This is a genomic window from Flagellimonas eckloniae (assembly GCF_001413955.1).
Taxonomy (GTDB): domain Bacteria; phylum Bacteroidota; class Bacteroidia; order Flavobacteriales; family Flavobacteriaceae; genus Flagellimonas; species Flagellimonas eckloniae.
In genome coordinates, this window is the sequence record NZ_LCTZ01000002.1 from 1804139 (window position 1) to 1817289 (window position 13151).

The 13151-nt window shown below is 39.3% G+C and carries 7 protein-coding genes; all 7 read right to left on the reverse strand.

The window, feature by feature from the left end; translation table 11 throughout:
• Nucleotides 1–5 precede the first annotated feature (5 nt).
• From AAY42_RS07770 to AAY42_RS07800, 7 genes are read right to left on the reverse strand one after another with little or no spacing between them, the layout of a single operon-like run.
• A complete protein-coding gene (locus AAY42_RS07770) occupies nt 6–1076 on the reverse strand; it encodes a carbohydrate-binding family 9-like protein (protein WP_055393935.1) in 1071 nt (356 codons plus the stop codon).
• A 33-nt stretch (nt 1077–1109) separates the two neighbouring features.
• Complete coding sequence (locus AAY42_RS07775; RefSeq protein WP_055393937.1) at nt 1110–3443, reverse strand: beta-N-acetylhexosaminidase; 2334 nt, start codon at nt 3441–3443, stop codon at nt 1110–1112.
• Nucleotides 3440–5662: a GH92 family glycosyl hydrolase gene (locus AAY42_RS07780; RefSeq protein ID WP_055393939.1), complete on the reverse strand. Its 2223-nt coding sequence runs from the start codon at nt 5660–5662 to the stop codon at nt 3440–3442. The genes AAY42_RS07775 and AAY42_RS07780 overlap by 4 nt, the downstream gene beginning before the upstream one ends.
• Before the next feature lie 14 nt (nt 5663–5676).
• Nucleotides 5677–7980: a family 20 glycosylhydrolase gene (locus AAY42_RS07785; protein ID WP_055393941.1), complete on the reverse strand. Its 2304-nt coding sequence runs from the start codon at nt 7978–7980 to the stop codon at nt 5677–5679.
• Nucleotides 7977–9275 carry an alpha-L-fucosidase gene (locus tag AAY42_RS07790; protein ID WP_055393943.1) on the reverse strand — a complete coding sequence of 433 codons (1299 nt, stop codon included), beginning with the start codon at nt 9273–9275 and terminating at the stop codon, nt 7977–7979. Before AAY42_RS07790 ends, AAY42_RS07785 begins: the two co-directional genes overlap by 4 nt.
• A gap of 34 nt (nt 9276–9309) precedes the next feature.
• Entirely contained in the window at nt 9310–10830 is a 1521-nt protein-coding gene (locus AAY42_RS07795; protein ID WP_175288740.1) for a sulfatase family protein, read from the reverse strand.
• A 4-nt stretch (nt 10831–10834) separates the two neighbouring features.
• Entirely contained in the window at nt 10835–13147 is a 2313-nt protein-coding gene (locus AAY42_RS07800) for a GH92 family glycosyl hydrolase (protein WP_082433360.1), read from the reverse strand.
• Nucleotides 13148–13151 lie beyond the last annotated feature (4 nt).

Below are 13151 nucleotides of genomic sequence, written 5' to 3' on the forward strand. Positions count from 1 at the left end.
CCAACTTATTTTGATATAAACTTTCCATCTTCTTTTACTATCAATATTTTATCCGTGAACGGACTTTTAATGCTAAGGTTCCAACCCGTACTGTGGTTTTCCAATATGGGTTCTAAAACCTTACCTTCTACCTGTATTTCTGTAGCCATCAAACTGTCTATTGAAGTAAAATAGGCTTCATGTTCTTTGAAATGTGCATTTTGAACACGGTACATCTTATATAGTTCCCATTTTATTTTTTCATCTTGAGGAATACTGAAACTATCTTGTTGCCCTACTTCATTTGATGAAAAATATACATAGCCCCATTTTTCCGGTTCATGCATATTGATAACCCCCATGGGAGACCATACCCAATTGTATTCATGTAATAGCTTCCCATGTGCGTCCTGCTTTCTTTCATAATTACCATCGGAAATTTGAAAATCCCAATTCACTCTGGAAAAATTGACTCTCCAAAATTTATCTAATGGTATATTTTTTTTAAAATATCCTTTTTTATAGACCGCCCACGGAATTGCCATCTCCAAAACCCAACCCGTGTCTGTATCATTTGGATTGTTCAGTGTTCCGTTTACTTTAACCGCAGACTTTAATCCTGAAATATTCCAATCATTTAAAACCACATTTTCATTCCGGTAGGGTTTTGTTACAAACAAGTCCCAAACAGTGTTTAGGGCATTTACCTCCAACTCATAATAATTGTGCGTATCACTATCTGGATCTATAAACACTTCAAAATCATTATTGTGAAAAATAATGGTATCCCTTATTTTTAGACTTGCCCAAACGTGGGGTTCTTCCAATTTGGCCAGAATATAGAAATAGGTGTTGTCCCAAAGCATCTTCACCTGTGTTTTGTACTTCGGTAGCTTAACGCCTTCTATATCGATAAAAGAATCAGACCAATCTGTTTTGCTCCAAGAATTATCTGAACCATCACCATCAATTTTTATTTTTTCAAGTGTTTTATAGGCTATATAACTTTTGGGCGTTGGTTCGTTTTTTGACTGGGCACAGCCAAACATTGAAAACCCAGCACACAACAAAATCAAAAACTCAAATTTTAAATTCATAGACTCCCTATTATCCTCTCACATTCAAAATATTTAATAGACCACAATCTCATCTACTGCTATTTTTGAAGGAACTCCAGCTTGGTGGTGTCCTTCCGGTATTGGGTTTACACTTTTTGCTTTTATTTTTATGGATTTCGCTACTGTTTTGTCAAAATCCACTATGTATGTAACTTTATTACGTCCTTGAATGATGCTCTGTTCCGTTTTATGGATTTCGCCCAATTTTGAGTAAGATTCCCCATTTTCCGAACCATAAACCTCCACATATTCTGGAATATAAAGACCTCCGATGGTAAACCGTAGACAAGTCATTTCCATTTTCTCAATCTTTGAGGGTTTCGCAAAAATCAAATCCACTTCCAAATCCCCTTTTATCGTTTGCCAATTGGAATCCCATCTATGGAGTTTTCCATAGTTTAAATCCACCAGTTTATCAATTTCGTCTTTTTCTTTAGGGTTCACAGCCTCTGAATGATACACTACCTTGGCACCAAAAGCCATGTGTATAGGAAAATGTTTTTCTGATATATTTCCATCCTGTTTTCCATTTAAAAAACTGGTCGCCTTTAAGGTGGCGGTGCTATCAACACTAAATTCCCCTTCATATTTGATTGAACTCAAGGTTGGTTCATTACCATCCAGGGTGTAATATATCTCCAAATCTTCCACCTCAGTTTTTAAGGAGATGTCAACAGCTCCTGTCCCAGTACCCTCATGGTCAATTTTTACATTAAAGGCACTTGTGGCATATCGTGTGCCTTGTTCATCAAAGCGTTTAAATTGATAAAGTAAACGTGATGTAAACCCTTTCCAGTTTTTATGTTTCTCCTGCGTCCAGCCATTTTCTGCAATGGCATACAAGCGCGGAAATGTCATATAGGTAAGCTTGCCCCAATCGCTGATGGACTCCGTCCATAAATTTCCTTGCACTCCTAAAACATGTTTTCCTTGTGCTTCGGTTAAACTGTCTGATACAATATTATAATAATAGGCATCTTTCAGAAAACTGTAGGCATACCCCAAATTAGGTTCTAGGTCGTCATCACCTTGTTTTAAATCGAGATAGCAATATTTAAAGGGTGTCATGATTACATCATGACCTGCTCTTGCAGCGGCAATACCTCCTTTTTCACCACGCCAAGACATTACTGTTGCATTCGGCGCTAGACCTCCTTCCAAAATCTCATCCCAACCAATCATTTTTTTATTGCGGGCATTGACCATCTTTTCCACACGCTTAATAAAATAGCTCTGTAGTTCATCTTCATTGGCAAGGTTTTCATCTTTAATTCGCTTTTGACAATCTGGATCTGCTTTCCACGCTAGTTTATTACATTCATCACCTCCAATATGGACATATTCAAATGGGAAAAGTGTTGTGACCTCATCCAACACACCTTCCACAAATTCATAAGTTACCTCCTTACCAGGGCAATAGGTGTTATCTTTTGAAACACCACCGGTCCCTACATAAAAAGGACCTCCTGTGCATGATATTTCTGGATAGGATGCAATAGCGGCCAAAGAATGTCCGGGCATATCAATCTCCGGAATTATTTCAACATAACGCTCTTTGGCATAGGCCACGATCTCCTTTATATCCTCCTGGGTATAAAAACCACCATAGGTGGCTTTATCCCCTTCTTTTTGAACAGGTCTTCCCCACCAATTGGAAACACTTTCATCAGTTACATTGTAATCCACCCTCCAAGCTCCAATTTCTGTTAACTTGGGATACTTTTTAATTTCCAAACGCCATCCCTGGTCATCTGACAAATGCCAATGAAAGCGATTCAATTTAATCTCGGCCATAAAGTCAATTACGTCCTTGATCTGTTCCTTATCAAAAAAATGACGGGAAACATCCAGCATATAACCTCTCCAGCCAAAAGCAGGTTTATCCTTTATAGTAACTGCAGGCACGCCCCAAACAACATTGGGCTGTTCTTTTGTTGAATAGAATGATGTGGGAAGTAGTTGTTTTAAACTCTGCAAAGCATAGAAAAAGCCTGCTCCCGAAGCAGCTTTTATCTGTATTTTGGTTGTATCCACTTGGAGCTTGTACGCTTCATTTTCCATGGAGGCATCAGTGCTTAAAGAAATAGTCCCTTTGTCCGTTCCTCGCTGAATTTCCGGAACCCATCTTGATACGGTTTCAAATTGGTTGAAAAACCTAGTAGCTATTTCTTGTTGCTCTTCGTTTTCAACAGCAACAATAGTATTTGCATTGATTTCAAAATATCCTTGGCCCTCTATTAAATCAGCTGGTAAAGGGGTTATGGAAATTTCGCCTAAAAGCAATTCTTTATTAGCGCATGACGCAAGCAATAAAAACCCTATAAGCCCAAATACAAATCTCTTCATAATCCTAAATTTATTAACTCCCTATTCGGTTCAGCACCTAGTACAAAATGAAGTTCTCCACCATCAATAATTTGCTGATGGGTTATAGTTAGTTGCTGATAAGGTTTTCCGTTTAAGGTAATTTCTTGTATGTAACTATTAGTTTTGGATTGATTTTCCACACTTATCTTGAATTGCTTTCCATTTTCCAAATCAATTACGGCTTCTTCAAAAAGCGGTGATGTCAAACTATAGATACCATCTGCCGGGTTTGTTGGATACATGCCCAAAGATGAAAATACCAACCAGGCCGACATTTGTCCACAGTCCTCGTTACCGCAATACCCGTCAGGTTCCGTGCTATACTGGGTCTCAATAATCTTGCGAACCATTTGTTGCGTTTTCCAGGGTTTGCCAATAGCATTGTATAAGTACGATACATGATGACTAGGCTCGTTTCCATGTGCATACTGCCCAATCATTCCCGTACTAAAAATGGGCAATTTATCCCCAGCTGTTGGGTAATAGGTAAACATGGAGTCGAGTTTCTGTTCAAAACGTTTCTTGCCTAAAGTATCTATCAAGTCATTCATGTCATGGGGTACAAACCAGAAATACTGCCAGGCATTACTTTCACAAAATTCCCTGGTATATGCTTTTGGAGAAAACGGAGAACTAAAATTTCCATCTTTATCTTTAGGGCGGAAAAATGTCGAAGAATCATCGTATAGGTTTTTCCAATTATCCGCTCTTTTTAAAAATATTTTTTCCGTTTCATTTTCGCCAAGCGCTTTGGCCAACCGGGCTATACACCAGTCGTCATAGGCATATTCCAAGGTTTTTGAAACCGACCAATTTTCGTGGTCTTCACCAGTGGGAACATAACCCAGTTCCATATACATATCTATCTGCCTTCCTTTCTCAGTCGCCGAAGCCACGCAGACCCTCAATGCTTTTTCGGCATCCATGGGGATTCCTTTAAAATAGGCATCCACAATGACCGGAACTGCATGGTAACCGATCATCATATTGGTCTCATTTCCGGCCATGGACCAAACAGGGAGCAGGCCCGTTTCATCATAATGGGATAAAAACGACTTGATTATGTCCTCGGTTTCCCTTTGATTCAATAAGGTATACAGCGGGTGTGTGGCCCTAAAGGTGTCCCAAAGGGAAAAGGTATCATATTTATTGTAGCCCTCAGCCTTATGTACCTTGCCATCTGCACCCTTATAGTCTCCATCCACATCACTGTGCAATGAAGGTGTTAGGTAGCAATGGTACATATTCGTATAAAAAAGTTCTTTTTGTGCTTTTGTCCCTTCCACCTTGATTTTTGACAAATACCTTTCCCACATATTCTTGGCATTGGATACGGTTTGGTCAAAATCCCAATGTGGCATTTCTGCTTCCAGGTTTTTACGGGCTCCCTCAATACTTGCCGAGGAAAGTGCAACCTTGACCAATATTTCCTCACCCATTTCCGTACTATAATTTGCCGCAAATCGTGTGAACTTTCCATTTACCGAAGTGGTATCTTTTTGTTCTGAATTTTGGGACAATTGTATATTTTCAAATGGCTTTGAAAACTTGGCCACAAAAAACACCCGTTGATCCCTGGCCCAGCCCGTTGATTTTCGATATCCTGAAATGGTTTGCCCATCTTCAATGGTTATCTTGGTATCCACAGGGGCATCCCAATTGAGACTATAGCCCAAATCAAGAATAAGTTGACTGTTTTTATCCTCTGGAAATGCATATCGATGGAATCCCACCCTGGAAGTGGTGGTAAGTTCTGCCTTGATCCCCGAACTCAATAAATCGACGGCATAGTATCCAGGGCTTGCTTCTTCCTTATCGTGTGAGAACTTAGAATAGGGTCGATATCTTCCTTCTTGGGTCAAGCTTTCGGTAAACCTACTGTTTAAGGGCATCAATAATAAATCATACATATCCCCTGCACCAGTTCCGGACAAGTGGGTATGGCTAAATCCGGCTATGGTTGAATCCGGCCAATAATAGCCCGCAATCCTATCCCATCCCGGAAGTCCATTATCCGGGCTCAATTGTACCATTCCAAAGGGCAAAACGGCACCTGGATAGGTGTTTCCAGGACCGTCCGTACCCGTGAATGTGTTCACGTAGCCTGTTAATTTTTCCTTTTCAGGAACCACATCTTTTTCTTTACATGACCAATGGCCAAGCAGTAAAATGAAAACTATAAGTATGTGTTTTTTCATTTCCCTTTGTCCGTTTAGTGACCTGTTACCTGGCTGTCTATTGGTATTAATTGTTCTCCTTGTACGCCGTACCAAACATTGATCATCCGAGGATTTTGACTGGGCTTGTATCGTATTGAGATGGGGTGCCACCCTTTTTTAAGTGCAACTTTTCCATAACGCTTTCGTGGACCATGATATCCGCCATTGTCGACAATCAATTCATCATCAATATAAAGCAGATTCCCTCCATCCGATCGTGTCTCAAATTCATAAACAGCATCTTTTTCTGCTTTGAAATACCCTTGGTAGATCATAGAGAAGTTTTTTTCATCCTTAAAATCACCTAGAGCAATACTGTCCACTTTTGTATAATTGCCATTAATAGGTGTTTTAATATCTTCGACTTTTTTAAATTTCCCTCGAGTGATCCATCTTTTTAAACCGCTTTCTTTTGGGGTTTTGCCGGATGCCTCTTTATAGGTTTTCTGAATTACCTTTGCTTTTTTTAAATCATTGAATTTTTCACCACGATACGCACGGGCCTTGATTTCAATCGTGTCATTCACCATAAAAGGGGCCTCATATTTTATGGCTTCTTTTGTTGGACTTCTTCCATCCAAAGAGTAATAAATTTCCACGTCCTTAAGAGGGTATGCCAGTTCCAAAGCCACTTTGGTGCTGTCCACATAAGCGATGTCCTTTTCAAGACCTTTTACGGCAGGAATGTAATAGTACACATCAAGGGCATCCAACCTACTATATTGTTTTTCCAATCTCGAATTGAACTCCCCAAAATCTTTTTCTTGCGTTGCCCATCCATTTTCTGATACGGCCAACATTCTGGGAAAGGCCTGATACTGCAATCGTTTAAAACTCGGAATCCACTCCGACCAGAGATTTGCCTGTAATCCAAGAACCCGTTCTGTTTGCTTGGGCGTAAAATAATCTGGCACCGGTTCGTAGTTATATATCTTTTCTACCGGATTACCTTCATTTAAATAGTCAAAATAATAGGCATCCGTGGTTGTAATAACAATATCGTTTCCATTGTCTGCTGCAATTCCAGGTGCTTCTGGTCTCCAACCCCGCCACCACATGACAGAGGCATCTTCTGTTAGGCCGCCTGTAACAATCTCATCCCAGCCCATTAACTGTTTTCCTTTGGATTGCAAAAACTTCTCTATATGTCTATTGAAATGTGATTGTAATTCATGTTCGTCTTCCAAGTGATGCTTCTTAATCATAACTTGACAATTGGGACATTTTTTCCAAGTCCTTATATTGACCTCATCACCTCCAATATGGATGTATTTACTTGGAAACAGTTCAGCCACTTCCGTCAATATGTTCTCCATAAACTTGTAAGTAGTATCCTCTGCCAAACAAGCGGGTTTGGTAAATACCGTATCAAAACCAGATTCTTCTCCTTCACACAATAAAAAGGGATAATTATCAATTGCGGACATAAAATGACCAGGCATATCAATCTCAGGAATTACAGTAATATTGCGTTCATCCGCATAGCTTATAATTTCCTTGATCTGTTCTTGGGTAAAGAATCCTCCGTACTTTCGCTCCCCATCCATTTCCTTAAAATTGGATTCGTCTATTTTGTACAATTCATTCTCAATGGCTCTCGTGTTACAAATCGTATCCTGGTTGTTAGGGGTTCGCCATGCTCCTTTTTCCGTCAACAATGGATATTTTTTTATTTCAATGCGCCATCCTTGATCATCAGTAAGATGCATGTGATAGGTATTCAATTTATAGAGTGCCATATAATCCAAAAATGCCTTTACTTCATCAATATTGAAGAAATGACGGCTAAAATCCATATGCATCCCTCGCCAAGAAAAACGTGGCTCATCTTCAATACTCACTGCAGGCACAAACCAATCTGAAGCTGTTTTTTTCGAACTTTCTACTGCCACTGGTAAAAGTTGACGAATAGTTTGAACCGCATTAAAAAAACCACCTTCATCCGATGCTTCTATAACTATAGAAGTGGTATTAACTTCTAATGTATATGCGCCTTGTTTTAAGCCTTCTACATTTTTAAAAAAAAATGCTCCTTCTGCCAATGTATTTTTCAATTCCAAATTGTAGTCCGCAGCTTTTTCAAACATGCTTACCAAAAAGTCTGCTGCTTTTTCCTGATTTCTGCTATCGAGGATAATCGCTGTATTTTCTTTTATTTCAAAGGAACCTTCATTGAGTTTAAAATTTAAAGGCTTTGGAATTATTGATATATCCTCTTTTTTAAATGACGGATTGGGCTTTGAGCATGAAACCGAAAAAACCAAAATAAAAATTAAAAATAGGCTATGCTTTTTCATTTTATGTTCAATTTTAAAACCTCATCTATCCCATCTATTTTTTTACTGTCCATGTAAATAAAAACACCTTCTTTTATTTGTTTGAATTTCACTCTTTTTCCGTCAAAAGTTTTTACCGAAACTATCTTTTCGTTTAGTTCCGGAATAAAGAAATAGGGTTTTGATGAAGGATTTAAAATATGCATGTACAGCGTTTTCCCTTTTCTGGTCATTGTGCCCCATTCTTGGCTTTTAATAACATTACCGCGTGTACCATAAATACTTTCTCCGTAAGTACTGGTCCACTCACCTATTTCACCTAAAGTATCAACAAATTCTGGCTGAATTTCCCCATTTGGCATTGGACCTACATTTAATAATAAGTTGCCATTTTTGCCTGCCGCATTTACAAGAAAGTGAATGAGTTGCTTTGTAGTTTTATACTTTTTGTCGTTTAAATTAAATCCCCACGCTTTTCCCATGGTGGCACAAGATTCCAATGGCAGCTGACTTACCTGAACTCCTGCACTATATCCTCCTTGATTTTCTCCCGGTAAATCGCGCTCAAAAGTTTGAATATCCTCTCCCGGTATGGGTTGAATGTGATGATTATTTGCGATTAACGTATTTGGGCTCAGCTCGTGGATTAAAGCATAAATCTCATCATAATGCCAATTGGCTTGTTTTCTGTCCCAATGTCCATCAAACCAAATACATCCTATTTCGCCATAATTTGTAAGAAGTTCGGTGAGTTGGGTTTTCATGAATTTTATATAATCTTTCCAAGCTTCTTCATCACCTTTTCTACCATTTTTATAGTCCTCTCTTGCCCAATCTAAAAGTGAGTAATAGAAATTTAATTGTATTCCTTCTTTTTTACAGGCTTCAGCCAATTCTTTTAAAGGATCTCTATCAAACCGTGTAGCATCTATAATATCATAATCTGTAGCATTGGTATCGAACATACTAAAGCTATCATGGTGTCGAGAGGTAATTGTAATATACTTCATGCCTGCAGATTTGGCTATTTTAACCCACTCCTCGGCATTAAAATCTTCAGGGTCAAAAAACTTCGGTAATTTTTTATAGGTCTCCAGTGGTATTTTTTGTTGATGCATTACCCATTCACCATCCCCTAAAACACTGTAAACACCCCAGTGAATAAACATACCAAATTTCATATCCTGAAAAGTAGCCCGTGCTTCTAAATTACCTTGGGTTGGTGTATACTCTGGCATTGGGTAATCGTAAAATTTTTGTGCATTTACTGTAAGTGTTGCCCAAAAACACATCAAAATCAAAATCACTTTCTTCATTGTCTCATTAATTTGGTATACTTAATTTTTGCTGTTATCTGTCTGTTTTATAAATATCGATGGACACATCATTGGACTGTGCTTCCCCTTGGGTAGAACGTCCTTTATTCACTACCGCTACCAATTCATCTGTAAGTTCTTTTACCAGTTCAGGATATTTGTCGTGCACATTATGTTGCTCTTCTTCATCTGCCATCATATCGTATAATTGCACTTCTGGCATTCCCATTTTTCGGGCCTTGGGGTCTTTTATATTGGACCATCCGCCAGAACCAGGATTAAGTTCCAATTTCCACTTTCCCTTTCGTATGGAAAATTTTCCATGAATCGAATGGTGTACTACAACATCATGATTGGTACTGGCAGTAGCATCGGTAAGTAAGGGTAAAATGTTAAAAGAGTCCTCACCCGCAGTATCGGGAATCTCAGCTCCTGTTATCTCCGCAACCGTTGCCATCAAACTGGTAAGACAAACCAATTCATCGTTTTCAGAATTGGGTGGCACCTTGCCAGGCCATTTGACTATAAAGGGAATGCGATGACCTCCCTCCCATATATCCGATTTGGAACCTCTAAACTGTGCACTTGGAAAATGACCCTGTTCTTCCAACTGCTTTCCTTTGGCTGCTGGATAAGAACAGCCATTATCGCTCGTAAAAAAAACCAAGGTGTTATTTGCAATTCCATTTTTCTCCAAAGCTTTTATCACCTGGCCAACTACATCATCAGTCTGCATTACAAAATCTGCATATGGTCCCATACCGCTTTTCCCTTTCCATTCTGCCGTGGGAACAACTGGACTATGGGGTGAGTTTAATGCCAGATACAGAAAGAAAGGGGCATCTTTTTTTGATTGTTCTTCGATATATTCTGCAGTATTCTTAGCCAAAAGGGGTAACATTTCCACTTCTGGCATATGGTCCACCACCTTATCATTTTGAATCACGGTTTTCATAACTCGGGAATGATGAAAACCAAAATAGGAATCAAATCCCCTGCTAATTGGTCCATTAGGAACCGTGGAACCCACGGGTGCCAAAAGCGCTTTTTTTCCATCGTATAATTTTACAGCTTTTCCACTATCGTCCACAAAATCAAATCCCAAATGCCATTTTCCGATAATGGCTGTACTATATCCTTGTTTTTTTAGTAAGGTTGGGACGGTCAATCTGTCCTTGTCAATCAATGGTTCCCGTTCGGCACCACCTGCCAAAACACCTTCTTGTAGACGACTGCGCCATGCGTAGCGTCCGGTTAGAATACCATAGCGAGTGGGTGTACATACCGAGGATCCAGAATGCGCATCGGTAAAAGTCATTCCTTCCCGAGCCAGACCATCAATATTGGGTGTTGGAATTTTACCTCTTTCAGGATTTAGCACCTGCACATCCCCATACCCTAAATCATCGCAAAGAATATAGACAATATTGGGAGCAGTTTTTGCTGCCTGCACTTTGGGTTCAACCGTTTTTTTCTGCGCACATGAAATCAAGGTAGCGGCCAAAAAAAGTACTGGAACCAACCGTTTTAAAATCATATACCTGTGGTAGTTCATATTTTTAATTTATGATAGGTTCTGGCCCCATCTCCATTTCTAAAATTCCACCCTTAACAATTTCTTGGTGTGTAATCCAAAAGCGGTCCAAGGGTTTTCCATTCAGTTTTATCGATTGGATATAGATATTGTCTTTGGAATTGTTATTTGCTTGGATTTTAAATTTCTTTCCTGAATAATAATCTTGGTCTAATTTTATTTCGATTTCATTGAAAACCGGACTTGTAATTTGATATACATTATCCCCAGGGTTTATGGGGTGAATTCCCATTGAGGCCAACACATACCATGCGGACATTTGTCCTACATCTTCATTGCCACACAAACCGTACGCGTCTGTTCCATAGGCGGATTCGCATATTTTCCGTGTCCATTTTTGGGTCAAATGTGGAACTCCAGCGGTATTTAGCATAAATGGAACATGGTGCACTGGTTCATTTGGATGATTGTAATAGTTATTCCAAAGGAAATCTTCCGGAGTATTTTCAAAGAAAGAAATAAGTTCATTTTTAAAGGCTTCCTTACCTCCCATCAAAGTTTTTAAACCTTCAATATCATGGGGTACAAACCATCCTTGTTGGTAGGGGTTGCTTTCGATACACCCCTGTCCGTGAACAGTTTTTCCTTTCCATTCCAACCAATTTCCAGTGCTGTCCTTAGCTCTAAACCAATTTACTTCATCATTCCAAATATTAGCATAGTTCTTACTTTTCTTAAAGTACTCCTCTGCAATTTCTTTTTTACCCAGAGATTTTGCAAATGTTGCCAGTGCCCAATCCGAATATGCATATTCCAAGGTTTTGGAAATGTGCTTATGGGCATATCCCAATTCACCATTTCCAGTATTGTTGACCGTATTTAAAGAATATTGAAAAGCCTTCTCTATATCATAATTCCGAATTCCTTTTTGATAAGCATCATTGATTACGGAAACGGCAGGATTCCCCAGCATACACCCCGAATAGGAATTCAACATTTCCCATCTAGGCAGGTATTCGCGTCCGCTTAACTCAGCCATCTGTAATAAGGAATTGACCTCATCATTTACCAATTTTGGGTTGATTATTGTCTGTAAGGGGAATTGCGACCGAAATACATCCCAGCCACTAAAAATGGTTCTATAGGTAAAGTCTTTGGTTTGATGTACTTTTTTATCAGCACCAATATAATTCCCATTAACATCTGAAAATGTACGTGGATCTATCATGGTATGGTATAGGGCGGTATAAAAAATAGTTTTTTCTACCTCGGTTGCCCCTGTAACAGAAATATCTTTTATAGAGTCATTCCACAAAATGTGCGCATCTTCACTGACTTTATCAAAATCCCAATGGTCAATGTCATGCTCCAAGTTTGCCTTTGCTCCTTCCTCATTTACAAATGAAATACCACTCTTTACCAAAACCTGTTCCCCTTCCGTGGTACTGAAATTGGTATAAAACCCTATATGTTTTCCTTGAAGTTCCTTTTTGCCTTCAAAAATTTGGGCATTTTCCACAGCTAGTTGATAGTCATCTTGCCTTATAAAGCGCATTTTTCGGGGCACATCAGGAATATTGGCACTCCAAAATCCATAATCCTTAAGTGGTTTACTGAACTGGCAATAAAAATAGACTGTGTAATCGGCATTTCCGGCCCCAGCACCCCAGCCTCCTCCTTCGGGTGGACATTTCATCCAACCAGAAATGGCATTTTCATTTACAACTTTGATATACTGCTCTGTGGACGTTCCTCCCACCCTTCGGGATAGATCTATTTGTATTCTGGAGCTATCATTTTCGGGGAAGGTAAAACGTATAATCCCCGCCCTTGGTGCAGCTGTCAATTCTGCTTTCACATGATAATCATCCAGCGTAACAGCATAATAACCCGCTTTTGTGACTTCTGTCTCGTGTGAAAATCGGGAACGATACCCGCCTTCGGGATTCTTGGGAAAACCTCTATTTGTTTTTAACTTCCCTGTTGTTGGTGTAACTAAAAAGTTTCCTAAATCCCCAAACCATCCCACACCACTCATATGTGTAAAGCTAAAACCCTCCAAAGTTTCGTGTTCATATGAATACCCCGAACCATTGTCACCTCCTGTAAAGGTATCTGGACTTAGCTGTACTAAGCCAAAAGGCGTGGCCGCCCCAGGAAATGTTTTTCCAAAACCATGTGTATCTTTTGTCTTTTTACCATAGGTAACCGCTCCAATAATAGGATTGATATAATCCACAGGCTGTTTTTGCTGGACACTTGGAGTACAGGAATTGGCAAAAACTACCAGCCAATAAATGGTAGCCAAAAATCCCAAATTTAATTTCCGTATCCCCATACTA

Coding starts and splice junctions, on each gene's coding strand:
- AAY42_RS07800 (WP_082433360.1), bottom strand. CDS start 13,147: ATGGGGATACGGAAATTAAATTTGGGATTTTTGGCTACCATTTATTGG.
- AAY42_RS07775 (WP_055393937.1), bottom strand. CDS start 3,443: ATGAAGAGATTTGTATTTGGGCTTATAGGGTTTTTATTGCTTGCGTCA.
- AAY42_RS07780 (WP_055393939.1), bottom strand. CDS start 5,662: ATGAAAAAACACATACTTATAGTTTTCATTTTACTGCTTGGCCATTGG.
- AAY42_RS07770 (WP_055393935.1), bottom strand. CDS start 1,076: ATGAATTTAAAATTTGAGTTTTTGATTTTGTTGTGTGCTGGGTTTTCA.
- AAY42_RS07795 (WP_175288740.1), bottom strand. CDS start 10,830: ATGAACTACCACAGGTATATGATTTTAAAACGGTTGGTTCCAGTACTT.
- AAY42_RS07790 (WP_055393943.1), bottom strand. CDS start 9,275: ATGAAGAAAGTGATTTTGATTTTGATGTGTTTTTGGGCAACACTTACA.
- AAY42_RS07785 (WP_055393941.1), bottom strand. CDS start 7,980: ATGAAAAAGCATAGCCTATTTTTAATTTTTATTTTGGTTTTTTCGGTT.